Origin of the sequence: Pseudohalioglobus lutimaris, assembly GCF_002866825.1 — a bacterium.
Lineage (GTDB): Bacteria > Pseudomonadota > Gammaproteobacteria > Pseudomonadales > Halieaceae > Halioglobus > Halioglobus lutimaris.
The window spans coordinates 484,089-510,302 of sequence record NZ_PKUS01000001.1 but is presented as its reverse complement, the minus strand read 5'-3'; the positions used below and the strand labels follow the sequence as shown (position 1 = coordinate 510,302).

Genomic DNA, 26,214 nt, shown 5'->3' with positions numbered 1-26,214 from the left:
CTGCGCCGCCTTGTTCCGCGCCGCAGGCCTGCAGGCGATCACGCGCTAGCGAGGTTCAATATCAGCCAGATGGCGGGTAACGGCAAGCCAGGCCCCGGCAAGACCCAGCAGTCCACCCAGAACCAACAGGTTGAGGCTGCCCATCAGGCCGAGGCCCTTCAGGGTGAAATCACTCTGATACAGAGCGGCAAGCTGGGAGACCGGCGCCCGCAAAAACCACAGACACAGCGTTACCAGCAGCGCCGCCACCAGGCCGCCGCCGAAACCAAACCACAGCCCGGTATAAAGGAAGGGGCGGCGCACAAAGGGGTTACTGCCGCCTACCAGCTTGACGATGACTATCTCCTCGCGCCGGTTTTCTATCGCCAGCCGGATGGTGTTCCCCAAAATAAGCACCACGCCAACGACCAGCAAACCGCCAATTGCCATTACGATACGCCGGCTGAGCTCCATCAGGCTATTGAGGCGCTGCAGCCATTCCATATCCAGGACAGCCTCAGACACCTCTTGGCGCTCTCCCAGTTTCGTGCGCAACCCGCCAACCGCCGCTCCTTCGAGCCCGGTTGTCGGCGTCACCAGCAACAGATTTGGCAGTGGATTATCCTCCAGGCTGGCGAGGACATCCGCAAAACCGGATAAAGCACTGAATTCAGCCAGGGCGTCTTCACTGGTAACGACCTGGACCGCACTGATATCCGGCCGCTGCTCCAGTTCAGTGGCAAGAGCCGCGGCCTCTTCTCCCGTTACGCTATCGCGCAGGAACAGGGATATCTGCGAGGGACTGTCCCAGCCAGCGCTGAGTTGTGTTGCGTTATCCAGGGCCACGTTAAGCCCAACAGGCAGGGCCAGTGCAATGCCGATGACCAAAAACGTCATCAGCGTAGAGAGCTTGTTACTCAGCACGCGGTGCAAGCTATCTGCAGCTGAGAGACGATGATGCCGTAACCACGCATTATAGCGGTCAGCAAATCGGGTGCGGCTCTGGCGGGCACCTTCCAGTCGCGGCTTATTCACACGCTGCTCCCTGCACCAGGCGACCTTCCCTGAGCGTGAGAATTCGGTGGCGCAGGCGGGAAATCAGGGCAAGGTCATGGCTGGCAATCAATACCGTTACCCCGACCTGGTTGAATGCCTCGAAGAGCTGCATGATTTCCGAGGAAAGCTCCGGGTCCAGGTTACCCGTGGGCTCATCCGCCAGTAAAATTCTGGGGCGGCCAACCACGGCCCGGGCGATACCCACCCGCTGTTGCTCGCCGCCGGACAGCGTCAGCGGCATGGCCCTCTCTTTGTTCAGCAGACCCACCTTGTCGAGCGCCGCACGCACCCGGCGACCCACTTCACGATAATCGTAACCACTGATAATTAGTGGCAGGGCGACGTTGTCGAATACGGGCCGGTCAAACAGCAGCTGGTGGTTCTGGAACACCACACCGATATCCCGGCGGTGACCAGGAATATTCCGCCTGGCAACCCTCGCAAGGTCGACGCCATCGATCATCACCTTGCCACGAGTAGCCCGGTCCATAAGCATGATCAACCGCATCAGCGTACTCTTGCCCGCTCCAGAATGACCGGTGAGAAACACCAGGTCATCACGTGCGATTTCGAAACTGACCTCGCGAAGGGCGTCGTGGCCCTCTGCATAGCGCTTGCTGACACGCTCGAAATTGATCATCCTCAGGCATCGTCCCCGGCGAACAGTGCTTCGATAAATGGCTCCGCCTCGAACGGTCGGAGGTCGTCGGCCGCCTCACCAATACCAATGAAGCGAATAGGCAGGCCCAGTTTCTTCGCAATGGCGAAGATCACTCCGCCCTTGGCGGTACCATCGAGCTTGGTCAGGGAGATGCCGGATACACCAACCCACTGGCGAAAGTGATCTGCCTGTGCAAGAGCATTCTGGCCGGTTCCCGCATCGAGTACCAGCATCACCTCGTGCGGGGCACTGTCGTCAAGCTTGCCCATCACCCGAACAACCTTCTTCAGCTCTTCCATCAGGTTGTCCTTGTTGTGCAGGCGACCCGCAGTATCGGCAATCAGCACATCCACGTTGCGGCTCTGGGCCGCCTGCAGGGCATCGAACAGCACCGAGGCACTATCCGCCCCCGTATGTTGTGCGACCACCGGTACGTTGTGGCGCTCGCCCCACACCTGCAATTGCTCGACCGCGGCCGCACGAAAAGTGTCACCCGCGGCCAGCATCACCGTTCGGCCCTCTGCCTGGAAGCGCTTCGCCAGCTTTCCGATAGTGGTCGTCTTACCTACACCATTTACTCCCACCATCAGTATCACATAGGGTTTGTGACCGCTCACTATCAAAGGCACTTCACAGGGTTTCAACAGTGCCAGCAACTCTCCTTTCAAGGCATTTTGCAGCGCCTCCGGGTTAGTCAGCTCTTTGCGCGACACCCGCTGGGTAAGGTGGTCGATTATCTCCAGCGTGGCATCCACGCCAACGTCCGCCATCAACAGTCGTGACTCCAGTTCCTCCAGCAGTTCGCTATCAATTTCCTTGCGACCCAGGAACAGGTTGCCCATGCCCTGTACCAGGTTATCGCTGGTGCGGCTGAGCCCGTGGCGCAGCCGCGAAAAGAACCCTGGTTTGTCCTGTGGCAGCGGCACAGGCTCAGTCGCCTCTGCGGACGATGGCGTTTCCGCGTCAGCCGCCGGCACCTCCCGAACCACTTCATCATCGCCAGAGACCGGGGCAGGCTCGCGCTGCGGCGCTGCCTCATCGGCTGTTGTCGTTGCAGATGACTCGCTTCCAGCAACCGGACTGGGCAAGGATTCAGCGACCGGGGCAATTGACCCCGTTGCTAATTCCGATGCCTCGGCTGCAGCCTGGCCTGCGGCAGAAGGGGCGCTATCGGCCTCTATCTCCCGCAATTCAGCAGTCTCTGCAGGCGCGCTTTCTTTGCACGGCTCTTCCGGGGTCGGCTGAGCGACTTCCTTCTCCTGGAGATCGACGGACGAGTCGGCCTCCACCTTCTTTTTACGCTTGAAAAATTTCATATGGGTCGTGTTAGAGTTTGCCGTCACCAGAGGGGCAACCGCGACAGCGCCTATCCTACCATTCCTGAACAGAGTGATTAAATGTCGAGAGTCCGAAAAGCAGGCGGCGGACGCAGTCAATTACGCATCATCGGTGGCGAGTGGCGCGGCCGCAAGCTGACATTTCCTGACATCGAGGGACTGCGCCCCACTACAGACCGGGTCCGTGAGACGCTGTTCAACTGGATAGCGCCACAGATCCATGGCGCGCGATGTCTTGACCTCTTTGCTGGCAGCGGGGCACTGGGGATAGAGGCCCTGTCTCGTGGTGCCGCACACTGCAGCTTTGTCGACAGTTCCCGCAAGGCCACAAACCAGATTCAGGCGCATCTGCAGACACTGGACGCTACCGATCGCAGCATTGTTCACCCGCAGTCGGCTATGGACTTCCTGGCAGGCCGCGTGGGGCCCTGGGACATCGTTTTTCTGGACCCCCCGTTCGGCCAGGGCCTGGTCGCACCCTGCTGCGACTTACTGGAGTCGCATCAAAGCCTCGCTAGCGAGTCACTGGTTTATGTCGAGACTGGCAACGGAGAGCCTACCGCGGAGCCCAAAGACAACTGGGAATTGTATCGACAAAAACGTGCGGGCAGCGTTAGCTATCAGCTGTTCATTGTCCACGCCCGCTGAATCGGGTTACCATCCGCTGCTTTAACCGTCAGGTTTGCACCATGCGCACCAATACAGTGATTTACCCTGGAACTTTCGACCCCATTACCAACGGCCACGTGGACCTGGCGGAGCGTGCCGCAAAATTGTTCGACCGGGTGGTGGTGGCTATCGCCTACAGCGAGAAAAAAACCCCATTGTTTACCCTGGAGCAACGCGTAGAACTTTGCCAGGAATCACTATCGCACCTTGATAACGTCGAGGTGACGGGGTTCAGTAACCTGCTGACTGACTTTGCCCAGAGCCAGGGGGCTCGTTGTGTTTTACGCGGATTGCGAGCGGTGGCAGATTTTGAGTATGAGTTCCAGCTCGCCAACATGAACCGGGCTATTTACCCCGAGTTCGAAAGCATCTTCCTGACACCATCGGAACACCTGTCATTTATCTCCTCTTCCCTGGTAAGAGAAATTGCAGCGCTCAATGGGGATATCACCCCTTTTGTGCCACGACACGTGGCTGTGGCACTGCAGGAGCGCTTCGCAGATCAGTCTTGAACCGTGGGCTGCTTCACTCGCTTGCTGAGTCAGCTTCGCGTGCGGCCCGGATACTTTCCACGTCCTTGTTTGTATACCCAGTATTTCGACAGCCCAGGCAACGCATAAAGGTGGACTCACCAGGCCCCAGGACCAATGTCTCTGCAGCTTCGCCAGCGTGACCCGCAAGCAGGGTAAAGGGCAGGCTTACCAACCAGACCGCCGCACCACCGGCGGTCATCACCAGACCAACCGGACGCGCCACCAGCAAGTCGCCCACCATAGCCCACTCATTGGGGCTTTCATCGATGGCTGACTGGGCCATGAGTGCCTGGGGCACCATCAAACAGGCAATCATAAGTGCAGAAGCGGCGCGGCGTGCGCCAGTGTTTTTTTTCATTTTATTACTCCCGGGTTGCATCCCCGTCCCCTGTGGAAATTTCAGTTTAGCCTGTTCACCGCTGGCAGGCCACGCAGTAAATGGTACTTCGTTGACTTATTCGCAATTCGCGTAAAGGGAGGCCGCAGCGCTTACAGGGCTGCCCTTCCCGGCCGTATACATGAAGCTGCTGGGCGAAATACCCGGGTTTGCCATCACCCCCAACGAAATCACGCAAGGTAGTTCCGCCTTGACTTATAGCCGAAGTAAGCACTTGCTTTACGCGCCCTGCAAGGGATTCATAGCGCGCCAGCGAGACCCGCCCTGCCGCCCGGTCCGGCCTGATTCCGGCAAGGAAAAGCGCTTCGTTAGCGTAAATATTACCAACACCTACCACCACTTTCTGGTCCATGAGGAAGGGCTTGACCGGTCCCTTACGACCACGTGAGCGGCGGTACAGCAACTCGCCATCGAAGGCATCCGAAAGGGGCTCCGGACCGAGGTGACGCAGCAGGGGGTGCTGCTCATCTGGCGCGAGCCACAGGCAACAGCCGAAGCGGCGCGGGTCGTTATAGCGCAAGACCTGGCCGCCTTTCAGTTCAATATCGAAGTGGTCATGCTTTGCAGGGCTCTGCCCTGACGGCACCAGGCGCAAGGAGCCAGACATCCCAAGGTGAATCAGCAGTGTTCCGCCCGGCGTGAGGAACAGGAGGTATTTGGCACGCCTCTCCACCGCGTCAACCCTTTGGCCCTGCAGCAGTGCCGGCAGCTCCGCAGGAATGGGCCAGCGCAGGCGGGATTCTCGAACAGTCAGCCTGACGATCTCACGACCGACAACATGGGGCTGGACTCCGCGGCGGGTGGTTTCTACTTCTGGTAATTCCGGCATGAAAAGGAACTGTAACTGGGAGTGCGCAATGATAACCCGCCGCCAGAAACAAAAAACCCCGGGCCAGGCCGGGGTTTCTTATTTCTTGTACAGCAGGAGACCTACTTGATCTTGGCTTCCTTGTACATTACGTGCTTGCGGGCTACCGGATCGTACTTCTTCATTTCCAGCTTATCCGGAGTCGTGCGCTTGTTCTTGTCAGTGGTATAAAAGTGCCCAGTACCAGCTGAAGAGTTCATGCGAATCTTGTCTCTCATAGTGGTTCTCCTTAAACTTTTTCGCCGCGGCCACGCATATCTTCAAGCACGGCCTCAATGCCTTTCTTGTCGATAATGCGCATACCCTTGGAGGACACGCGAAGGCTAACAAAGCGCTTCTCTGATTCCACCCAGAAGCGATGCTGGTGAAGGTTTGGCAAAAAACGGCGACGGGTGCGGTTCTTCGCGTGTGATACGTTGTTTCCGGTTACCGGACGCTTGCCGGTTACCTGACATACTCTTGCCATGATCCTGTCTCTCCCAAATTGCGGGAAGTTGATAAAAAATTGAGGCTATTTGCGGGCCCAAAACGGAACCCCAGCCGCGCGGAGCGCGACTTTATACCAGAACACCACCACCATAGCAAGGAAGATCACTCGGCCTGCTGACTACAACAGTCCCTCCTCGGCGAAGGAATACTCCATCCCCCTGCCCACTATGATGTGGTCCAGCACACGAATGTCGAGCAGCCCCAGCGCCAAACAAAGCCGTTCAGTAATCCGCCTGTCTGCGCTGCTTGGCTCGGCAATACCAGAGGGGTGATTGTGGGCCAGAATGACCGCCGCGGCCCGGTACTGCAGAGCCCTGACGGCAACCTCGCGGGGATATACCGCAGCACCATCAAGCGTGCCCAGAAACAAATCGTCACAGCAGATAACCTGGTGCTGGTTATCGAGAAAGATCACGCTGAACACCTCACGCGCCTGATTGCCCAGATGATGTTGCAAAAAGCGCCTGGTCTGACCGGGACTGGAAAGCACGTCCGCTCCCTCCAACTCCTGCAGCGCCTGGCGCCGGGCAACTTCGACTGCGGCCATCAGCACTGCATACTTGGCCCGGCCTACTCCCTGACAACCCAGCAGCAGGCTGGCGTCCGCGCGCATGACGCCGGACAGCCCGCCAAACTGTTCCAGTAGCTCAACCGCCAACTGCACTGCGTTGCGACGGCGATAACCAGTTTGCAGCAACACTGCCAGGGCTTCAGCATCAGAAAGGGCCTGGGGGCCGCGCATCAGCAACCTGTCCCGAGGGCCCTCACCAGGTTCCCAGCGACTGTTTTCCATAGCGCTCCTCCCTGAGCGGGCAGACCAGTCGGTGTCAAATACCGGGGTCAGATGATATTGTTCCCTGCCTTTATACCTATTGTGGCAATTCGAGCTAAGCAATGGCACATCTATTTAATCGCAATGTCCTGTTGGGAGTCAGCGGGGGCATCGCAGCTTACAAGTCAGCGGAACTGGTCCGCCAACTGCAGGCGCTTGGCGCCGACGTCAGGGTGGTGATGACCCGCGGAGCCCGCGAATTCATCACCCCGCTAACCCTGCAGGCGCTGTCGGGACACCCGGTGCACACGGAACTCCTTGACGAGGAAGCGGAGCAGGGCATGGGCCATATCGAACTGGCCCGGTGGGCAGACCTGTTACTGCTTGCACCCGCCACAGCCGACCTGCTTGCTCGACTGGCCGCCGGCCGTGCAGATGACCTGCTCACCACTGTGGCACTGGCCACGCCGGCTCCCATCCTGCTGGCACCGGCCATGAATCAACAAATGTGGCGCGACCCGGCCACTGCCCACAACAACCAGACACTGATCAAGCGGGGCGTGCACGTCGTCGGGCCTGCAGAGGGTGTGCAGGCCTGCGGCGATGTTGGCCCCGGGCGAATGGAAGAACCCGAGGTCATCGCCGCCGCGGCCGCTGGCCTGTTCCACAGCGGTCTGCTGGCAGGAAAACGCGTAATGATCACCGCCGGCCCGACCCGGGAGGCGCTGGACCCGGTTCGCTTTCTCTCCAACCATAGCTCTGGAAAAATGGGCTATGCACTCGCCGAGGCGGCCATTGCCGCGGGCGCCCGCACCACACTGGTCAGCGGACCGGTTACGCTACCGATACCCGAACACGCTCAATACCACCCGGTAGAAAGCGCCGCCGAGATGCTGGAAACCTGCCTGCGGCTGGTAAGTGAATGCGATATTTTTATTGCCTGCGCGGCCGTTGCTGACTACCGGCCTGAACAGGTGCAGGGTGACAAGATCAAGAAAAACGACGCCGAGATGCTGCTGAAATTGGTGCGTAACCCGGATATCGTCAGCGCGGTTGCCGCCGCTGAGCCGCGCCCCTTTACTGTCGGATTTGCAGCAGAAACGCGCGATTTGCTTGCCTATGCAAGGGATAAGATGCAGCGCAAGGGGCTGGATATGATTATCGCCAATGACGTATCAGACCAGGGCATAGGCTTCAATAGCGAGGAAAACGAGGTCACCATTGTCTGCGGCCAGACAGAGCACGCGCTCCCCAGGGCCAGCAAGACCATCATCGCCAGGCAAATTATCGAAGCGATCGCCAACAGCAGCGGTAAATAGTTGATGAAAAGGCATTATTCGCGTTCACGACAGCGCGCAGTCGTAATATCATTTGCGGCTTAGAGGGATCCGCCAAAGAACATGCTGAATCGACTTAAAAAGAAGAAAAAGACCGGGACGCAGGGCAAGAAGGCGCCCAGTCCAGCAGCGAGCAATCCCCAGGGTATCGGCGCGTCCGGCAATGCCACCTACAGGGTGGCCCTGACAGGCCTGATCGTGGCCACCCTGGTCATCGTGGGCAGCTTCGCCTACCTGCTGCTGGTACGGGAACCTGGCCTGAAAACCAGCCAGGCTGATCGCGTGGCCGGCGCTTTTGCCACACAGCAGGCTACCAACCTGCACTCCCGCGTTCTGCTGCTGCGCCAGCGCCTGCAAAGCGCCGCGAGGTCACCCCTGGCGCTTTCCGCCATTGCCAGCCGCTCGCAGCAGGATATCGAGCTCGTGGAACAGGCGGTGCTGGATTACTTTCCTGATCTGATCAGCCTGAAACTGGTTCCCGTGGGCGACATGGGCACGGCGGTATTCGAGGGCGGCGACCAGGGCCTGCGCAACCATATTGAAGTCGATTTGGTGCGACGCACTGCAAGTGGCGAAAAAACCCTGCCCGAGGCATTCACCTTCGAGGACCGCTGGCTGACCACGATTGCGGAGCTGGTGCAGCACCCGAGGATGGGAGGACGGCGCGCCGTGCTGGTCGCGTCTGTCGACAACAAGACGCTGGCCGAACAGTTAGGCGCCCTGAACGCCGGGACCGGCAAGTACGAGCTGGAACAGCTGTTCACCGCCCGTGACGGCAAGACCCGCACGACCACAATCGCCCAGACCGGGAGCGGCGATGCCACCCGCTTCCGGCGCTTCGCCGTGATTCCCGATTCCAACTGGCGCGTGGCGTTCACACCCTCCAGTGAACTGGTAGCCACGCTGGGCGCATCCAGCATTTCTCTTTATATCGCCCTGGCATTTTGCCTGCTGGCCGCCGTCGCCGGTTTCGCCATCGTTGCCCTGCGCCTTCCGCGGATTATTGGCGAAGATGTCAATCACATGATCTCCGCCGCTGACCGCAAGTCTGAGTTAAAGCTGAGCATCCCGGAACTGGTTGGCGTCGCCAGGCAGCTGCGCCGCGCCACCTTGCGCGCCCTGCGTCAGAGCGCCAGTGGCAGCCGGGCTCATGAGGCGCTGCCCAGCCTTGAAGTTGAAACACTGGATTCTTTCGAAGATGCGTCCTCGGCGGCGGACCTGGATGACGTACTGGAGCTGGACCTGGCCGCAGAAGAGCCGCCGGGACCCGCCGCGTTAATACCCCCGGGATTCCCGGCGCACATCTTCCGCGCGTATGACATACGCGGTGATGCCGGGGAAGAACTCACCGAGGACATGATGGCGCGTATAGGTCTGGCCATCGGCACTGTCGCAGAAGATATGGGTGAACAGACACTTCTGGTGGGCGCCGATGGCCGCCTGTCCAGCCCGGCACTCAAGGCGGCGCTGGTTCGCGCATTGATGGAGTCTGGTCGCGACGTCATAGATATAGGATTGGTGCCGACGCCAGTATTGTACTTTGCAACCCGCCACCTGGACTGCCGTTCCGGCCTGATGGTCACCGGCAGCCACAACCCCAGGACCGACAATGGGCTGAAAATCGTGCTCAACCAGCAGACCATTCACGCTGGCGGTATCGAGGATTTACGCAGCCGGGTGCTGGAGGGTAATTTCAGCAGCGGCAACGGACGCATGATCAAGGAACAGGTCATCGACGCCTACATTGACGAGGTCGTGCAGGACGTCGCCATCGCCGTGCCCCTCAAAGTCGTTATCGATGCCGGCAATGGCGCCACCAGCGAAGTCGCACCGCTGCTGTTCGAGGAGTTGGGCTGCGAGGTGGTGCCGATGTACTGCGAAATTGACGGCAACTTCCCCAACCACTCGCCTGACACCTCTAATGAAGACAACCTGAGGGCGCTGTGCGAAGCAGTGAAGCAGGAGGAAGCCGACTTTGGCGTCGCCTTTGACGGCGACGGTGACCGGCTGGCCGTGGTAACCGGGACCGGCCGTATCGTGCGCTCTGACATTTTGTTGATGCTGTTCGCCCAGGACGTGGTTTCGCGTAACCCAGGGGCAGACGTCGTCTTCGACGTGAAGTGCAGCCGCAACCTGACTGAGCTGATCACGCGCTATGGAGGCCGACCCATTTTGTGGAAAACCGGCCATGCCTTCATGAAAGAAAAGATGGCAGAAACCGGCGCGCTGCTGGGCGGGGAGTTTTCCGGTCATATGTTCTTTGGCGAGCGCTGGTTTGGCTTTGACGATGGAATGTATGCCGCCGCTCGGCTGGCCGAAATCATGAGCACACAGGGCGACACTCTGGATGACATGATTGACGCGTTTCCCGCCACGGTGAATACGCCCGAGATCTTGATACCGGTTGCGGAGGATCAAAAGTACCCACTGATGGACCGTATTATCCGCAATACCGACTTTTCGTATGGCAAGGTCAACACCATGGATGGCATACGCGTTGATTTTGCCGACGGCTGGGGCCTGCTGCGCGCGTCAAATACCAGCCCGGCGCTCACGGCCCGCTTTGAAGCGAGCACGCAGGAAGCGCTGGACATGATCATCAGTGAGTTCCGCGAGCAGGTAGCGCTGGTGGACTCATCCCTGGAACTGAATTTCTGAGCCCAAGGCTCCTGCAGGTTTGTAAACCATGTCACTTGATCGCGACAACGCCCTCAATATCGCCCATGTGCTCACCGAGGCTCTTCCCTACATACAACGCTTCACCGGCAAGACCATCGTGGTCAAGTTCGGTGGCAATGCCATGGTCGACCCGGAACTACACGAAAGCTTCGCCCGCGATATCGTGCTGATGAAACTGGTCGGCATGAATCCTGTTGTGGTGCACGGCGGCGGACCGCAGATCGGCTCGCTACTCGAAAAGCTGAATATTCATACAGAGTTCGTTGATGGTATGCGGGTTACCGATGCCCAGACCATGGACGTGGTTGAGATGGTGCTTGGCGGTAGTGTCAACAAGGAGATCGTTTCCTCTATCAATCGTAACGGCGGCAAGGCCATCGGTGTGACCGGGAAGGACGGTCAACTGATTCGGGCGAAGCGGCTCAAGGTCACCCGCCACAGCCCTGAACTGGAGGCCCCGGAAATCATCGATATCGGCCACGTGGGGGAAGTGGACCGGATAGATACGGAGGTCATCAACCTGATCCTTGGCAGTCATTTCATTCCTGTTATCGCACCCATTGGCGTGGACGGAGATGGCAACAGCTATAACATCAATGCTGACCTGGTGGCAGGCAAACTGGCTGAAGTCATGCAGGCGGAAAAGCTGATGTTGCTAACCAATGTCGAGGGCCTGCTGGATAAGCAGGGGGCCGTTCTCACTGGCCTGAGCACGGCAGAGGTGGACGCGCTGATCGAGGACGGAACCATACACGGGGGCATGCTACCCAAAATCAGCTGTGCGCTGGATGCGGTAAAGTCCGGGGTGGCCAGTTCACACATTATCGACGGCCGGGTACCTCATGCCGTGTTGCTGGAGATTTTCACTAACGAAGGTATCGGCACACTGATTACCAATCGTCGCGACCAATAAAAGCACCAGAGTGCTTTATTTTAGGCCAATTTTGGCCGCTGCTTATTGCAGCGTCCACACGTAATCGCTAGCATGGAGCCAATCCTGTTTGGTACGTAGCCGCCATGCCCCCCCGAAAGTCGCAACGACGTCAACAGATCCTCGAAGCCCTGGCCCAGATGCTGGAGGCCAATCCTGGAAACCGCATCACCACAGCCGGGCTCGCCAGGCAGGTCGGCGTATCTGAGGCAGCGCTGTATCGTCACTTCCCCAGCAAGTCGAAAATGTTCGAGGGCCTGATTGAATTTATTGAAGAGACCTTGTTCAGCCGCATCAAGCTGATTCTCAACGAGGAGCCCAGTGCAGCGGGTCGGTGTGAGAAAATGCTGATGTTGTTACTGGCCTTCACCGAACGCAATCCCGGGATTACCCGAATCCTTACCGGGGACGCTCTGGCCGGGGAGACGGAGCGCTTGCATTTGCGGGTGGCGCAATTGTTTGATCGCTTCGAGACCCAGCTGAAGCAGGTCATTCGCGAAGCAGAGATGCGTGAAGGCCTGCGTCCCGCGATTCCCCTCTCGGCTGCTGCGAACCTGTTAATGGCGGCGGCTGAGGGGCGCATTTCCCAGTACGTGCGCTCCGGCTTCAAGCGCCGGCCGACGGAAGACTGGAGACTGCAATGGGATTTACTGATGTCGGGCTTCTTTAAACCGGCCGTCACCAAACCCCTTCCCGGCCAGAGCGGCATCGCCCAGCCCCTGGGCTAGCGGCGCGGGTCCAGCCGCTGTTCCTGTTGCTCGGCGCGCTTCTGCGCCATCATCGTGCGTCGGAATTCCACCATATCCAGCAGCACCGTGAAGCGAGCGATGTCAGCTTCGAAGGCTGCGTTCACCCCCGCTACCTCAACCTCGCGATCTGCGATGGCCCGATCAGTGGCGGCGATTTCCGCCTGCAGGTCCTCTATGGCCTGCAGCCGCTCCAGATCCACTGGCCTGCCCATACGCTCCAATTCAGCGGCCTGCGCCTGGTAGTTCTCGATCTGCTGTTTTAGGGAATGCTTGTTACTCTTGAGAATGCTGACGCGAATCCGGAGGTCCATCAATGCGCGCTCCTGCGCCGCCTCGATATCCTCTATCGTGCTATAGCGCAGCAGCAGGGATTCATCCCACTCCTTCAAGCGCCGCTGATCGGCCATAGCCTTGGCCTCAAGTCGCTCCTGGGCATCGGCCTCTTTCTGCTCTTCCTCGTTGAGCTCACGGGGAACGACACGAATCACCACACCTTTATCGTTGAGCACCTCATAGCCCTTTTTAACGTGCTCAGGAGGGACCTGATAATCGATGACCACGCTGCCTTCGTCATTGGTGTAACGATACAACTCTACCGCCGCTGCCAATGGCACCTGGCCCAGCAACACGAGTGGAGCAAGAACACCACAAAGAAATAACCGCGAGATTTTCATGATATCCAATATAGGTGCTGGGTCGCGCTGCTACAAGTCATACCCCGTAGCGGCTTCGGTAATCTTTCATTGCGTTCAGTGCCGAATCGACACCTCCTGCCGCCTCCAGGTACTCAATAAGGTGACCCATGTTGATTATGCTGAGAACCGGTATCGCGTAGGTCGCCTCCAGTTCCTGGATCGCGGACCGCTCTCCCTCGCCGCGCTCCTGCCGGTCCAGACCAATGGCAACGCCGGCCAGCTCCGCGCCCGCGCCTTCAATCATCGCAATGACCTCGCGCACCGCGGTGCCGGCAGTGATCACATCGTCGATCACCAATACCCGCCCCGCCAGTGGCGCCCCCACCAGCATGCCACCCTCACCGTGGGCCTTGGCTTCCTTGCGATTATAGGCAAAAGGCGCGTCGATCCCGTGCTCATCAGCCAGGGCAATGGCTGTCGCGGCCGCCAGTGGAATACCTTTATAGGCAGGACCCAACAGTACGTCGAACTCTACACCTGACTCAACGATGCGTCTGGCGTAGCATCGCCCCAGGGCCGCCAGGGCACGACCGCTGGAAAATTCACCCGCATTGAAGAAATAAGGGCTGATACGGCCTGATTTGAGGGTGAATTCGCCGAACTTGAGTACCTGGTACTCCCGGGCCAGCTCAATAAACTCGGTCTGGTAAGCCTGCATGGACATTAACCTTATGTCTTTAACGGTAATTCATGGCCGAATGTCGCCTCAGCGACTTTGTTCTGGAGGCATTCCCCGCTAGAATGACCCCCGTCCGGCACTCACCACCCGTTCTTCACCAGATCTGTGCCGCGAACAAAATTAATAACGCACTGCAGCAAGACCGATAGTCTGCAACAATCAGGATATGGCTATTTGATTGTCCGTAATGCCGGGAAGACTAACGCCGGGCAGGGCAGCAGTATGATACACGCTCTCATTTCAAGGGGCTATGAATGCGCATCATCAGTTTCAGCGCCGACGGCATCAAAAACGCCGCCGAGAAAGGATTTTATGACTGGCTGAAAGAGCAGGATGCTGACTTCGTTTGCATTCAGGACCTACGGTGCTCGGAGTATGACCTGCAGGACAACCTCTTCTTCCCGCAAGAATACAATCCCTACTTCTTTGACGACATCGACGGCAAGGCCAATGGCGTCGCCATCTATTGTCGCCAACTGCCGAAAGCCATCATGACCGGCCTGGGGTTCGCTGATTTTGACATGGAGGGCCGCTACATCCAGGCCGACTATGAAAATATCAGTGTGGCCAGCCTGCTGGCGCCGGTGGCAGAACCGGGTAACGCAGAACAACAGGCACGCAAGAACGAATTTTACGAACTACTGGGTAACCACCTGCAGAAAGTGCGCAACAAGCGCCGTGAGTTCATCATCTGCGGAAACTGGAGCGTCGCCCACACGCCGGCAGACGTGCAGGACACCGAGCGCAACAGTACTGTGTCCGGTTTTCTCGCCGAGGAAAGGCAGTGGATGAATGAACTGTTCCAGGAGGGCTACGTCGATGCGTTCCGGGAGATAAACTCCGATCAGGACGAATACAGCTGGTGGCCGGAAGGAGACCGCGCCAGCAACGGCTGGCGCAGTGACTTCCATGTGATTTCCAAGGGGCTGCAGTACGCGGTCGATTACGGCGCGATCTACAAGAGCCGTGAGTTTTCCACCCATGCGCCCATTATCATGGACTACGACATAGAACTGTAAACCGCCTGGCACCGCTGGAGATTCTGGCGGTAGCCATCAGCGGCGACCCGATCAGCCTTCGGCCAGCGCGGCTTTCTGCATGGAGACCAGGCTGGCAATCCCCTCACTGGCCAGGTCCAGCATGGCATTGAGCTCCTCGCGCGCGAAGTGCGCGCCCTCTGCGGTGCCCTGCACCTCGATAAAGCTCCCTGACTCACCCATCACAACGTTCATATCGGTATCGGCGGCGAAATCTTCAGGGTAATCAAGATCCAGTACCGGCTCCCCCTCAAACATGCCCACCGAAACGGAAGCTATCATCTGCCGTAGCGGATCGGTCTGGATCACTTTCTTGCGCTGCAGAAAATTTATGGCGTCAACCAGGGCCACACAGGCGCCAGTTATGGATGCGGTGCGCGTGCCGCCATCGGCCTGGATCACATCACAATCGATTGTGATGGTATTTTCTCCCAGCAACTCAAGATCCAGGGCGGCGCGCAGGGAGCGGCCAATCAGGCGCTGAATTTCTACCGTGCGGCCGCCCTGTTTGCCACGCGCGGCCTCCCGGCCCATACGTGTGTCAGTGGAGCGGGGCAGCATCCCGTACTCTGCCGTTACCCAGCCACGCCCTTCCCCACGCATAAAGCGAGGCACACCCTCCTCGACCGACGCGGTGCAGATCACCCGGGTATTGCCGAAGCTGACCAGAACCGACCCCTCAGCATGACAGGTAAAATTGCGGGTAAAGGTAATGTCTCTGAGCTGGTTGGGGTTACGACCACTGGGTCTTTGCATGAATAGTCTCCGCGAGTTAAAAAAGCGCCAGTATACGCGCAGTGACGCACTGTGAGCAGTCCCTGCAAGCTGCTACACTCGACGTCCATCCAGCAAAACTTGAGGAAACGCAGTCTTGGGCACAATACACAGCATGACCGCCTTCGCCCGGGAAAACAGCAACACCGCCCGGGACGTGCTGACCATAGAGCTGCGCACCGTCAACCATCGCTACCTTGATTGCAGTTTCAAGCTGCCAGATAGCATCCGGGCTCTCGAGCCCCGACTGCGTGAGCGATTGGGGAAAACACTGGCAAGGGGCAAGGTGGATTGCTTTGTTCGCATTCAGCAGGGTGCCGAACGCGGGCCGTCCCTGAGCATCAACCATGAAAATCTGGACGCCCTGGTGCAAGCCAGCGCAGAGGTGGCCGAAGCAATGGCTACTCGCGAGCCAACAGCACTGGAAGTGCTTCAGTTTCCAGGCATCTGCAGCCCTCCTGAACAATCTGAAGAGGCGCTGCACAAAGCGGTACTGGGACTGTTCGAGGACGCGCTGGCCACACTGGCTGCCAACCGCAGCCGTGAAGGCGAGAAGCTCAGCCACATGGTTGGCGAACGCATAGGCCAGGTTGAGCAGCAGGTGGCAAGCACTCGACAGCTTGTGCCCACGCTACAGCAGAGACAGCGCGACAAAGTGCTTGCGCGTATAAAGGAACTGAACGTCGATGTCGACCAGGGTCGCCTGGAGCAGGAACTGGTGTACATGGCCCAAAAATCAGACGTTGATGAGGAACTGGACCGTCTCGACGCCCATGTAAGCGAAGTACGGCGCACCCTCAAGAAGGGCGGGCCCTGTGGCCGCCGACTGGACTTCCTTATGCAGGAACTCAATCGCGAGGCCAATACCCTGTCCTCCAAATCTACCTCCAGCGACACCACCCAGAACTCGGTGGAGCTCAAGGTGCTGATCGAACAGATGCGCGAACAGATCCAGAACATCGAATAAGAGCCACGACAATGAGCCGCACCGGAACCCTCTATACCGTATCCGCTCCCTCCGGGGCGGGAAAAACCAGTCTCGTGGCCGCGCTGATCGAGCGCAGCAACGGCCTGCGCGTTTCCGTCTCGCATACGACCCGCTCCATGCGCCCTGGCGAGCATCACGGGGTGAACTATCACTTTGTTGAGGAAGCTGACTTTCTGGCGATGCTGGACCGGGCCGAATTCCTCGAACACGCCAGGGTATTCGGTAATCTATACGGCACATCCCAGGTCTGGGTAGAAGAACAGTTGAAAGCGGGAACCGATGTTATTCTGGAAATCGACTGGCAGGGTGCCCAGCAGGTCAAGCGGCTGCGCCCGGCAACCCGCTCAATTTTCATCCTGCCCCCCTCGCGGGAGACCCTGTTGCAGCGTCTTAACCAGCGTGGCCAGGATGACCAGGCGATCATCGACAAGCGTATGGCTGAGGCAGTGGAGGAAATCTCCCACTATGTGGAGAGCGACTTCCTCGTCGTGAATGACGATTTTGACCAGGCCCTTGCAGAGCTTGAATCGATCATCTGCTGCCATCGCCTGGCCACGGATAAGCAGCGGGATAACCTGGCCACTCTCCTCAAACAGCTGCTTTCCTGAGAGAGTTGCGGGATTTTTCACGCTGGAGCAACGCCCTGTGTCGAGGTATAATTTCCGGTTCCGTAATTTTATTCAGCAAGAGATCTTTATAGATGGCACGCGTAACCGTACAAGATTGCCTGGAAAACGTCGCTAACCGCTTTGAGCTGGTCATGGTTGCCAGCAAACGCGCCCGGCAGATTGCCACTGGCGGCAAGGACCCGATGGTAGACGAAGAGTCCGACAAGCCCACCGTTATCGCCCTGCGCGAAATTGCCGAAGGTCATGTCAACGCCGAGATCCTCACCCGCGAGGACGAGCTGGAGGCCGAGGAAGAACTGGCAGAAGTGATGATGGAGGCAGGCAACGAGGCCCTGTAGTCCCCGGGGCATCGCCGCAAGGCAACTCTATGAACGCCATACAGTCTATCGATGCCCTGACCAAGACGCTCCATACTTATCTCACCCCGGAGCAAAGCAATAGCGTAAGACGCGCCTACTACTTCGCCGAGCAGGCCCACTTCGGGCAGCTCCGGCGCAGTGGCGAGCCTTACGTGACCCACCCACTGGCCGTGGCGGGCATCCTGGCGGACATGCATATGGACCACCAGAGCCTGATTGCTGCAATGCTGCACGATGTCATTGAGGACACCGGCATTCCCAAGTCCGCCATTGGGGAGCAGTTCGGTGCCCCCGTCGCTGAGCTGGTTGACGGCGTCAGCAAACTGACGCAGATGGAATTCGAATCCCTGGAGGAAAAACAGGCGGAGAACTTCCAAAAAATGGCCCTGGCCATGGCCCGGGATATTCGCGTCATTCTGGTAAAACTGGCGGACCGCCTGCACAACATGCGTACGCTGGGCGTCCTGCAAACCGGGAAGGCCAGGCGTATCGCCCGGGAGACCCTGGACATCTATGCGCCCATCGCGATGCGCCTGGGCATGAACAATGTGCGGATGGAGTTCGAGGACCTGGGCTTTTCTGCCCTGCACCCCATGCGCGCCCGACGAATCGAGGCGGCGCGTCGCAACGCGCGTGGGCACCGCACGGAGCTGGTCAAGCAGATTCGCCAACAGATCCTGACAACGCTGGAGCAGGAAGGCCACGAGGCCGAAGTAGTCGGCAGAGAGAAGCATCTCTACAGCATCTATAAAAAGATGAAGTCCAAGCACAAGTCCTTCTCCGAGATCATGGATATCTATGCGTTTCGCATCATCGTCGACTCGGTGGACACCTGCTACCGCGTACTTGGCTGTGTGCACAGCCTCTACAAGCCCGTACCGGGCGAGTTCAAAGACTATATCGCCATCCCCAAGGCCAACGGCTACCAGTCCTTGCACACCGTGCTCATGGGTATGCACGGCGTGCCCATTGAAATCCAGATCCGGACTCGAGAGATGGAGGACATGGCCAATAACGGTATCGCCGCGCACTGGCTGTACAAGAGCGATAGCCAGACCAGCAATGGCAGCCATGCGCGCGCCCGGGAGTGGGTACAGGGTTTGTTGGAAATGCAGCAGCGCGCGGGCAACTCCCTGGAGTTCATTGAAAGCGTCAAGATCGACCTGTTCCCCGATGAAATTTACGTGTTCTCACCGAAGGGCCGAATCATGGAACTGCCTCGGGGAGCCACCGCTGTAGACTTTGCCTACGCCGTGCACACTGATGTCGGTAATAGCTGTGTCGCCTGTCGTATCAACCGTCGCCTGGCACCGCTATCCGAGCCACTGCAGAGCGGGCAGACTGTCGAAATCCTGACTGCACAGGGCGCGAGCCCAAATCCGTCATGGTTCAACTACGCGGTGACCGCCAAGGCGCGCACCAATATTCGCCATTTTCTCAAGAACCAGACCAGGGATGACTCGGTGGCGCTTGGGCGACGCCTGCTCGATCGTGCCCTCGCGGCAAAGGACAGCAGCCTGGAAAGCATTCCCGGCGATGAGCTGCAGATATTCCTGGATGAACAACAATACTCCAGCATCGACCGCCTGCTGGAGGAGATCGCTCGCGGCAATCGCCTGCCGGCGATTACCGCCCAGCAGATACTCGGCGAGAAGGGCGATGACCTGGTGGAGCCGGAAAACAAGTTTCCTGTGGCCATACGCGGCACCGAAGGTTTCATGCTCACCTACGCCAAGTGCTGCCACCCGATCCCAGGCGACCCTATCGAGGGTTACCTGAGCTCGGAGAAGGGTGTGGTGGTTCATCGCGAGCGCTGCCACAACCTCAACGAAATGCGCGAGAACAGCGAACGCCTGGTCGCCCTGCGCTGGGATGACCAGATAGAAGGCGAATACGCAGTAGAGCTGCGCATAGAGGTAGAAAACCGCCGAGGCATGATCGCCGTCATCGCCACACGCATTAACGCCATGGGCGTCAATATTGAAAAGATCACCACTGACGACAAAGACTACCAGTTCACCTACGTTAACCTGGAGATCCTGGTGAAGAATCGGGTACACCTTGCACGTATCATGAAACGCCTGCGCAGCACCAATTCAGTCCGTAAAGTCATTCGCATCAAGAACTGAACCAACAGGAGCACTACAGTGACCAACCGCGCCATCATTTCCACTCCCGGGGCTCCAGAAGCAATCGGCCCCTACTCACAGGCAGTCAAGGTGGGCGGAACCGTCTGGGTGTCCGGACAGATACCGCTGGTACCCGGCTCAATGGAGCTGGTCCAGGGAGATATTACAGCGCAGGCCCAACAGGCGTTCCGCAATCTTTCCGCCATTGCCGAAGCGGCGGGAGGCAGTCTCAACGATGCAGTGAAGATCAATATTTCACTGACCGACCTGCAGGACTTCGCCGCAGTGAATGAGGTTATGGCGGAGTTCTTCGACCAGCCCTACCCCGCTCGTGCCTGCGTGCAGGTAGCGGCGCTACCCAAGGCCGTGGACATCGAAGTTGAAGCGATTCTCGCGCTCTGAGCCATGACGCTCACTGAACTACGCTATCTGGTCGCCCTGTCTGAGGCCAGCCATTTTCGCAAGGCAGCGGATGCCTGCAATGTCAGCCAGCCCACCCTGAGTATCGCCATCAAGAAACTGGAGGACGAACTCGGCGTCAGCCTGTTCGAGCGTGCCCGGCACAAGGTCAGCCCAACGCCGATTGGTGAGCGGATAGTTGCCCAGGCGCGCACCATACTGCAGGAAATCAACAATCTGGTCAGCCTGGCGGAGCAGGGCAAGGACCCTCTGGGCAGTGTGCTTTCGGTGGGTGCAATCTTCACCGTGGGCCCCTACCTCTTTCCCAGACTGGTGCCACGTATCAAGCAATTGGCCCCCGATATGCCTATGTATATTGAGGAAAGCTTTACCGCAGACCTGCGCGTAAAGCTGAGCCGGGGAGCCCTGGATGCGATCTTTGTTGCACTGCCTTTCACCGAGCCTGAGGTGGTCACTCGACCGTTGTTCGACGAGCCCTTTGTAGTGCTGTTGCACGAAGATCACGAGCTGGCAGCTGCGTCTGCTATTGACCCCGGGGAACTGTCCAGGCACAAGGTCTTGCTGATGGGAGAAGGCCACTGCTTCCGCGACCAGGTTCTGGAGGCCTGTTCCGGCTTGCAGGAGTCCATCGCTGAGCACAATAGTCGAGATCACACGATAGTTGAAGGCAGCTCTCTGGAGACCCTGAAACACATGGTTGCCAGCGGCATGGGTATAACAGTTCTTCCCGAGTCGGCCGCCAGCACTGCGCTCTACAGCGATGGCGAACTTGTTGTCAGGCCCTTCACCGACCCGGCGCCCTTTCGCACCATTGCCCTGGCCTGGCGCGTCAGCTATCCGCGCCACCAGGCCATCGATATACTTGCCGAGGCCCTGAAGGACTAGTGCCGGCACCGGAGGCCAGGCACTGATGACCGGGATCGCCAGTGAGCCAGTCACCCAGTTACGCGGTGTAGGCCCGAAGCTAGCGACCAAACTGGCCGAAGCTGGCGTATACCGGGTGGAAGACCTGCTCTTTCACCTGCCACTGCGCTATCAGGACCGCACCCGCGTGACTCCCATAGGCGGTGCGGCGGACGGAGCAGACGTGGTCATCGAGGGGGAAGTACGTGTCGCCGATATCGCCTTCGGAAGGCGGCGCAGCCTGGTGGTGCGGCTGCAAGACGGCACCGGTACCATCAGTTTACGTTTTTTCCACTTCTCCGCGGCACAAAAAAACAACCTGTTGCCGGGCACACGGCTGCGCTGCTTCGGCCAGGTACGCCGGGGCGCCAGTGGCCTGGAGATGTATCATCCGGAGTATCGCCAGATAGAGGATGGGGAAAGCCCGGTGGAAGAAGCGCTCACACCGGTCTATCCCACCATCAACGGCATTGGCCAAAACCAATGGCGCAACCTCTGTACACAAGCGGTAACGCGGCTGCGACGCAGCGCGCCGGCCGAGCTGCTGCCCTCTAGTCACCGTCTGCGCTATGGCCTCGCAGAGGCGCTGGTTTACCTGCACGCGCCACCCCCGGACGCGCCACAGGAAGCACTACGCGACGGTGAGCATCCTGCCCAGCTGAGGCTTGCACTGGAGGAACTGGTTGCCCACAACCTGACCCTGCAGGGTTTACGCAACGAGCAACTCAGGGAAGGTGCACCTCGACTGAACATAGGCAACGACCTGGTACAGCGCTTCTTTGCCTCCCTGCCTTTTGAGCCCACTGGCGCCCAACATCGGGTGATGGCAGAGATCTGCACGGATCTGGCGAAACCTCACCCCATGCTGCGCCTGGTACAGGGCGACGTCGGCTCGGGTAAAACCCTGGTGGCTGCAGCCGCGGCCCTGCAGGCCATCGCCAGTGGTTACCAGGTGGCGATTATGGCCCCCACGGAAATTCTCGCCGAACAGCATCGCGCCAACTTCCAGTCATGGTTCGAGGGTCTGGATATTGAGGTCGGCTGGCTCAGCGGGCGCAGCAAGGGAAAGAAACGCGCCGAGGCGCTGCAGCACATTGCCTCGGGCCGCGTCGGCCTGGTGGTTGGCACCCACGCCCTGTTTCAGGAAGATGTGATTTTCCAGCGACTGGGCCTGGTGGTGGTGGACGAACAACACCGCTTCGGCGTGCACCAGCGCTTGTCTCTCACAGAGAAAGCCGCAGCTGGTGTCGGCAGGCCGCACCAATTGGTGATGACCGCCACACCCATACCGCGCACACTCTCAATGGTGGCCTACGCGGACCTGGACTGCTCAGTCATCGACGAACTCCCCCCCGGCAGGCAGCCGGTAGAGACCGTGCTTATCGACAACAACCGCCGCGAGCAAATTGTCTCCCGGGTGGCCGGTGCCTGCTCCGGCGGTCGCCAGGCTTACTGGGTCTGCACGCTGGTGGAGGAAAGTGATGTACTGCAGGCACAGGCGGCGGAGGCCACGGCCGAGGAGCTGCGAGTCGCATTGCCCCACTTGAGAATTGGCCTGGTACACGGCCGGCTGAAGCCCGCGGAGAAGGATGCGGTTATGGCCGCCTTCAAGGCGGCAGACCTGGACCTGTTAGTCGCGACCACGGTGATTGAGGTGGGCGTGGATGTGCCCAACGCCAGCCTGATGATCATTGAAAACCCTGAGCGCCTGGGGCTGGCGCAACTGCACCAGTTGCGTGGGCGGGTGGGTCGCGGCAGGGAGGCCAGTCATTGTGTGCTGCTGTATCAGGCTCCACTGTCCGCCAACGGTAGGGAACGGCTAACGGCGATGCGCGAGAGCAACGATGGCTTTTACATCGCTGAAAAGGACCTCCAGTTGCGCGGGCCGGGTGAGGTGCTGGGGACACGACAGACAGGGTTGATGGAGTTCCGCGTGGCGCGATTGCCGGAACACAATGAGCTGCTGGATGACGTGCAGCTGTTGGCTGCGCAGATTCAGAGTGAATACCCGCAGATGGCGGAGCCTTTGATTCAGCGCTGGACGGGGTCTGCCCGGGAGTTTGCGAAGGTTTAGTTGTCTGCGGTCCGGCACGGCAGTGGGGGCAGGTAGCCAAAGCGGCCACTCGCTCCGTCGCGCTTGCGGGCCGCTGCGGGACTCGGCAAAGGTTGCTGGGCGCAACCTTTAAGCGCCTCAGACAGTCCTCGCGGAAGGCCCCCGAAAACCCGACTGCGCTTAAAGCGGTGGCCCGACTGCTTTGGCTGCCTGCCCCCACTGCCGTGCCTCTACTGTGTTACCAGTACGGAGACTTCCTTGATTCCACCAAAACAGGCTGTGCCCAGAGTGCGCCGGACCGTACCAAACAGACAAAACCTAACCAGTTCAGCTGCCCAGAGCATCCCACCGTCGCTGCATTTCATCGACACCCAGGCCTTCAAGTGTCTCGATATTGCTTTGTGGAATCGCCTCCGCGTCGGGAAATTCACCTAGCACCCTCGACAACATATCTTCACGGATCAGGTGGATCGTGGGCCAGGGAGCCCGATTACTGAAATGACTGGCGGCGTTATCCGCCTCACCCGCAAAACGATACTCGGGGTGAAAGCTGGCCAACTGCACCAGGCCCTCCAGCCCGGCATCAATGAGCAACCCCTGGGAAAAGTCGAGAAAATCGAGGTAATCATCAAAATCGACCAGGGCCGCCGTGAACACCAGGAGGCTGGTAGCGACTTCTGCTTCCGCGGTGGATTGCAGCAGGTCCAGCTCGTTGAGGAAGAAGCGGCTTAAGGCCTCGTCATCTGCGCCGCCGCAGACCGCAATGCGCAGCTGCGGATTGTCCAGCATTGGGCGCGCAAAGGGGCAGAGGTTCAGGCCGACTACAAACTCGGTGAGCCAGCGACGGGTGTGCGCCTCTGCACGGGCAGGGTCCAGCACCTAGGGCATGATGGCCGGCAGTTCTTTCTGCAGGGCCATCTTATGCCTGGTGGCTTCACCGGTCAGGGCGAAACCCAGCAGCGTGCCGGCGGCATCGCGGAACTCGCCCTTGACGTTGGGACCATCTATTTCGAAAGACCAGTCTCCGGCCACGTCCCGTGGAGGCGGGGCAACCGTCACCGGACAGGCCGGTGTCTTGATGGTTACCGGCATGGCCGGATAGCTGACTTCGGTAGGCTCTCCCGTAAGCGTTTTAGCCAGCGCGCGTGCCTGCGCCATCAGGGGGGCGACATAGACAAGTACGTGACCACTTACTTCGGCGCAATCCCCCAGTGCATATACATTGGGAGCACTGGTCTGGAGCAAACGATTGGTTACCACACCCCGATTGGTTTCGATACCGGAGGCCTGGGCCAGATCTATCCTTGGACGCACGCCGACTGCGGAGACCACCAGGTCGGCCTCTATGGTCTCGCCGTTGTCCAGGCTAACAATGACGCCACCGTTGGCCTCGTTCACGGCCGTAACCAGCGGGCCGAAGTGAAACTTCGCACCCTTTGCTTCCAACGCGGCCTGTACCGCTTTGCCCGCAGGCTCGGGCAGCAGAGTGGGCAGGCAGTAGCCCAGTGGGTCGACGGTTTCCGTTTCAAAACCGCCATTAATCAGGTCGTTGGTGTACTCACAACCGATCAGGCCCCCACCGATCAGACAAATTTTCCTGGCCTCGTTCTTGCTCATGGCGGTGCGGAAATCATCGTAGTCCAACAGGTCGTTTACTGAATACACCTTGTCCAGCGCATCACCCTCGATGGGCGGGCGGATCACGTCAGCCCCCAGGGCCAGCACGAGACTGGAATAATGCACAGCGGTTTGGGCGTCTCCGACCTTGATCAACTGGTTGGCCGTATCTATCTCAGCGACCTTGGTCATGGTCCATACACTCGCCTTGAGCATGCGACCCATGCTCCCGGCGTCCATCTGCGCAAGATCATCGGTGGACAGGTTCTTGGTATAGCCGGTGGAAAGCATGGGCTTGGAGTAGGAACGGCCATCGTCCGAGGTGATGAGCACCAGCGGGGTATCCTGGTCGTACTTGCGGAACTCCTTGGCCAGTCCGTAACCGGCAAGCCCGGTGCCCAGAATCACCACCGGGGCATGCACTTTGTCCACTACCGGCTCCTCATGGTGGGGGGTCGTGTCTACGGGTGATTCTTCAAGTAGCTCGAAGTCCTCCTTGCCTACGCCACAATCCGGGCACAGCCAATCTTCAGGAACGTCCTCCCACTTGGTACCGGGAGCAATGCCATCATCGGGCCAGCCTTCCTTTTCATCGTAAACCAGGCCACAGACAATACATTCCCATCTACTCATGCTGACACTCGCTTTCTGATTCTGCTGTTTTCGCCGGGCGCTCCGCCCGGCCAAAAGGGTTATTCGGGATCGCCTCACTATAGGGTTGTCGGCAAATTGTGCAAGGGGCATTAACCCGCCTCGGTCGTGCTTTTTATGCCAGGGCCTTGCGTGCGTTTTCAGTATCACGCATTCTCGCACTCCCATGACCAATCGTAATTCCTCAACCGCCCTGCATCTGCCGCCGGGTCCCGCCGAGCCCGTCTGGCGGCCGCAGCAGCAATTCAGCGCCAGGCAGCTTTCACCTGACGTACGCAGGTGGCTGCTGGACGATGGATCACTAACAGAACGACTGACCGCACAGGGACGCGGCCCATTCCGGGTTATCAGGCTCAAACAGGGCTGGCAGGTTCCATTGCCTTCCGAGCGGGCGCTGCTGGACCTTCCCCAGCGACAGGTGGCGATCATCCGCGAAGTCATCCTGCAACAGGGCCAACACGACGTCGTTTTCGCCCGCAGCGTGGTACCGATTGCCAGTTTGCGCGGCAGGCTTGCGCACCTGCGGCGGCTGGAAAACAAGCCGCTGGGAGCGATCCTTTTTGGTGCCGCAGGTATGCAGCGCAGCCCCTTTGAGTTGGCGCGGATAAGCACCGACAGCAGCTACCTTCCCGACGCGCTGCAGGGCAGGCAAACTACTGCCTGGGGGAGGCGCTCTCGCTTTGAGGTCTACGGGCACTGTGTCATGGTAAGCGAGGTGTTTCTCGACGATTTTGAGCCCTGGCCCGCCTTGATCCCGCTACATCGAAGCCGGCGCGGAAAAGTCGCCACTGCAATTGCTGGCACAAAACAGTAAGCTTGCCCC

The 26,214-nt window shown here is 59.1% G+C and carries 28 protein-coding genes; 15 read left to right on the top strand and 13 right to left on the bottom strand.

The window, feature by feature from the left end; all coding sequences use genetic code 11:
* Positions 1 to 45 precede the first annotated feature (45 nt).
* From ftsX to ftsY, 3 genes are read right to left on the bottom strand one after another with little or no spacing between them, the layout of a single operon-like run.
* Positions 46 to 1,014, bottom strand: a complete 969-nt coding sequence (gene ftsX, locus C0039_RS02215) for a permease-like cell division protein FtsX (RefSeq protein ID WP_101517111.1) — start codon at positions 1,012 to 1,014, stop codon at positions 46 to 48.
* Positions 1,007 to 1,675, bottom strand: coding sequence for a cell division ATP-binding protein FtsE (gene ftsE / locus C0039_RS02210; protein WP_075999809.1), 669 nt, complete (start codon positions 1,673 to 1,675; stop codon positions 1,007 to 1,009). Before ftsE ends, ftsX begins: the two co-directional genes overlap by 8 nt.
* A gap of 2 nt (positions 1,676 to 1,677) precedes the next feature.
* Positions 1,678 to 3,012, bottom strand: a complete 1,335-nt coding sequence (gene ftsY / locus C0039_RS02205; protein WP_101517110.1) for a signal recognition particle-docking protein FtsY — start codon at positions 3,010 to 3,012, stop codon at positions 1,678 to 1,680.
* A gap of 81 nt (positions 3,013 to 3,093) precedes the next feature.
* Between ftsY and rsmD the strand changes: the two genes are divergently transcribed.
* The gene (rsmD, locus tag C0039_RS02200) at positions 3,094 to 3,681 is read left to right on the top strand and encodes a 16S rRNA (guanine(966)-N(2))-methyltransferase RsmD (protein WP_101517109.1); all 588 of its coding nucleotides are present in this window, start codon (positions 3,094 to 3,096) and stop codon (positions 3,679 to 3,681) included.
* Between the two features lie 41 nt (positions 3,682 to 3,722).
* Positions 3,723 to 4,214 carry a pantetheine-phosphate adenylyltransferase gene (gene coaD, locus C0039_RS02195; protein ID WP_075999806.1) on the top strand — a complete coding sequence of 164 codons (492 nt, stop codon included), beginning with the start codon at positions 3,723 to 3,725 and terminating at the stop codon, positions 4,212 to 4,214.
* Positions 4,215 to 4,227: 13 nt separating this feature from the next.
* On the opposite strand, the gene C0039_RS02190 is transcribed toward coaD, so the two are convergent.
* The 5 genes from C0039_RS02190 to radC form a co-directional block, all read right to left on the bottom strand.
* Positions 4,228 to 4,593 (bottom strand): hypothetical protein, encoded by a 366-nt coding sequence (locus tag C0039_RS02190; protein ID WP_075999805.1) that lies wholly within the window; start codon positions 4,591 to 4,593, stop codon positions 4,228 to 4,230.
* A 55-nt stretch (positions 4,594 to 4,648) separates the two neighbouring features.
* The gene (mutM, locus tag C0039_RS02185) at positions 4,649 to 5,461 is read right to left on the bottom strand and encodes a bifunctional DNA-formamidopyrimidine glycosylase/DNA-(apurinic or apyrimidinic site) lyase (RefSeq protein ID WP_075999804.1); all 813 of its coding nucleotides are present in this window, start codon (positions 5,459 to 5,461) and stop codon (positions 4,649 to 4,651) included.
* A gap of 101 nt (positions 5,462 to 5,562) precedes the next feature.
* Positions 5,563 to 5,718, bottom strand: coding sequence for a 50S ribosomal protein L33 (rpmG, locus tag C0039_RS02180; protein ID WP_075999803.1), 156 nt, complete (start codon positions 5,716 to 5,718; stop codon positions 5,563 to 5,565).
* Positions 5,719 to 5,729: 11 nt separating this feature from the next.
* Positions 5,730 to 5,966 carry a 50S ribosomal protein L28 gene (gene rpmB, locus C0039_RS02175; RefSeq protein WP_075999802.1) on the bottom strand — a complete coding sequence of 79 codons (237 nt, stop codon included), beginning with the start codon at positions 5,964 to 5,966 and terminating at the stop codon, positions 5,730 to 5,732.
* Positions 5,967 to 6,107: 141 nt separating this feature from the next.
* Positions 6,108 to 6,782, bottom strand: coding sequence for a RadC family protein (radC, locus tag C0039_RS02170; RefSeq protein WP_101517108.1), 675 nt, complete (start codon positions 6,780 to 6,782; stop codon positions 6,108 to 6,110).
* 101 nt (positions 6,783 to 6,883) lie between these two features.
* Between radC and coaBC the strand changes: the two genes are divergently transcribed.
* From coaBC to slmA, 4 genes are all read left to right on the top strand, one after another.
* A complete protein-coding gene (gene coaBC / locus C0039_RS02165; protein WP_075999800.1) occupies positions 6,884 to 8,080 on the top strand; it encodes a bifunctional phosphopantothenoylcysteine decarboxylase/phosphopantothenate--cysteine ligase CoaBC in 1,197 nt (398 codons plus the stop codon).
* An 81-nt stretch (positions 8,081 to 8,161) separates the two neighbouring features.
* Entirely contained in the window at positions 8,162 to 10,756 is a 2,595-nt protein-coding gene (locus C0039_RS02160) for a phosphomannomutase/phosphoglucomutase (protein WP_101517107.1), read from the top strand.
* A gap of 28 nt (positions 10,757 to 10,784) precedes the next feature.
* A complete protein-coding gene (gene argB / locus C0039_RS02155; protein WP_075999798.1) occupies positions 10,785 to 11,690 on the top strand; it encodes an acetylglutamate kinase in 906 nt (301 codons plus the stop codon).
* A 104-nt stretch (positions 11,691 to 11,794) separates the two neighbouring features.
* The gene (slmA, locus tag C0039_RS02150; protein WP_101517106.1) at positions 11,795 to 12,436 is read left to right on the top strand and encodes a nucleoid occlusion factor SlmA; all 642 of its coding nucleotides are present in this window, start codon (positions 11,795 to 11,797) and stop codon (positions 12,434 to 12,436) included.
* Here the strand turns inward: slmA and C0039_RS02145 are convergent.
* Positions 12,433 to 13,131, bottom strand: a complete 699-nt coding sequence (locus tag C0039_RS02145; protein WP_076002199.1) for a hypothetical protein — start codon at positions 13,129 to 13,131, stop codon at positions 12,433 to 12,435. The two genes, slmA and C0039_RS02145, sit on opposite strands and share 4 nt — an antisense overlap.
* A 37-nt stretch (positions 13,132 to 13,168) precedes the next feature.
* Complete coding sequence (pyrE, locus tag C0039_RS02140) at positions 13,169 to 13,810, bottom strand: orotate phosphoribosyltransferase (protein ID WP_075999796.1); 642 nt, start codon at positions 13,808 to 13,810, stop codon at positions 13,169 to 13,171.
* A 275-nt stretch (positions 13,811 to 14,085) separates the two neighbouring features.
* Between pyrE and C0039_RS02135 the strand changes: the two genes are divergently transcribed.
* On the top strand, positions 14,086 to 14,850 hold the full coding sequence (locus tag C0039_RS02135; RefSeq protein ID WP_075999795.1) for an exodeoxyribonuclease III: 765 nt from the start codon (positions 14,086 to 14,088) through the stop codon (positions 14,848 to 14,850).
* Between the two features lie 51 nt (positions 14,851 to 14,901).
* Here C0039_RS02135 and rph read toward each other — a convergent pair whose 3' ends face one another.
* Positions 14,902 to 15,624, bottom strand: a complete 723-nt coding sequence (rph, locus tag C0039_RS02130; RefSeq protein WP_101517105.1) for a ribonuclease PH — start codon at positions 15,622 to 15,624, stop codon at positions 14,902 to 14,904.
* Between the two features lie 115 nt (positions 15,625 to 15,739).
* Here rph and C0039_RS02125 point away from each other — a divergent pair, with 115 nt between their 5' ends.
* The 7 genes from C0039_RS02125 to recG all read left to right on the top strand — a co-directional run bounded on the left by C0039_RS02125 (position 15,740) and on the right by recG (position 23,144).
* Positions 15,740 to 16,609 carry a YicC/YloC family endoribonuclease gene (locus C0039_RS02125; protein WP_232334921.1) on the top strand — a complete coding sequence of 290 codons (870 nt, stop codon included), beginning with the start codon at positions 15,740 to 15,742 and terminating at the stop codon, positions 16,607 to 16,609.
* Positions 16,610 to 16,620: 11 nt separating this feature from the next.
* Positions 16,621 to 17,238 (top strand): guanylate kinase, encoded by a 618-nt coding sequence (gene gmk / locus C0039_RS02120; protein ID WP_075999792.1) that lies wholly within the window; start codon positions 16,621 to 16,623, stop codon positions 17,236 to 17,238.
* 92 nt (positions 17,239 to 17,330) lie between these two features.
* On the top strand, positions 17,331 to 17,597 hold the full coding sequence (gene rpoZ, locus C0039_RS02115; RefSeq protein WP_075999791.1) for a DNA-directed RNA polymerase subunit omega: 267 nt from the start codon (positions 17,331 to 17,333) through the stop codon (positions 17,595 to 17,597).
* Between the two features lie 29 nt (positions 17,598 to 17,626).
* Complete coding sequence (gene spoT, locus C0039_RS02110; RefSeq protein WP_232334920.1) at positions 17,627 to 19,747, top strand: bifunctional GTP diphosphokinase/guanosine-3',5'-bis pyrophosphate 3'-pyrophosphohydrolase; 2,121 nt, start codon at positions 17,627 to 17,629, stop codon at positions 19,745 to 19,747.
* An 18-nt stretch (positions 19,748 to 19,765) separates the two neighbouring features.
* The gene (locus tag C0039_RS02105; RefSeq protein WP_101517104.1) at positions 19,766 to 20,149 is read left to right on the top strand and encodes a RidA family protein; all 384 of its coding nucleotides are present in this window, start codon (positions 19,766 to 19,768) and stop codon (positions 20,147 to 20,149) included.
* A gap of 3 nt (positions 20,150 to 20,152) precedes the next feature.
* Positions 20,153 to 21,052 carry a LysR substrate-binding domain-containing protein gene (locus tag C0039_RS02100; RefSeq protein ID WP_075999789.1) on the top strand — a complete coding sequence of 300 codons (900 nt, stop codon included), beginning with the start codon at positions 20,153 to 20,155 and terminating at the stop codon, positions 21,050 to 21,052.
* 25 nt (positions 21,053 to 21,077) lie between these two features.
* The gene (gene recG, locus C0039_RS02095) at positions 21,078 to 23,144 is read left to right on the top strand and encodes an ATP-dependent DNA helicase RecG (protein ID WP_101517103.1); all 2,067 of its coding nucleotides are present in this window, start codon (positions 21,078 to 21,080) and stop codon (positions 23,142 to 23,144) included.
* Between the two features lie 306 nt (positions 23,145 to 23,450).
* On the opposite strand, the gene C0039_RS02090 is transcribed toward recG, so the two are convergent.
* Positions 23,451 to 24,002 carry a DUF1415 domain-containing protein gene (locus tag C0039_RS02090; protein ID WP_075999787.1) on the bottom strand — a complete coding sequence of 184 codons (552 nt, stop codon included), beginning with the start codon at positions 24,000 to 24,002 and terminating at the stop codon, positions 23,451 to 23,453.
* Positions 24,003 to 25,373 (bottom strand): FAD-dependent oxidoreductase, encoded by a 1,371-nt coding sequence (locus C0039_RS02085; RefSeq protein ID WP_075999786.1) that lies wholly within the window; start codon positions 25,371 to 25,373, stop codon positions 24,003 to 24,005.
* Positions 25,374 to 25,557: 184 nt separating this feature from the next.
* Here C0039_RS02085 and C0039_RS02080 point away from each other — a divergent pair, with 184 nt between their 5' ends.
* Positions 25,558 to 26,205, top strand: a complete 648-nt coding sequence (locus C0039_RS02080; protein ID WP_075999785.1) for a chorismate--pyruvate lyase family protein — start codon at positions 25,558 to 25,560, stop codon at positions 26,203 to 26,205.
* Positions 26,206 to 26,214 lie beyond the last annotated feature (9 nt).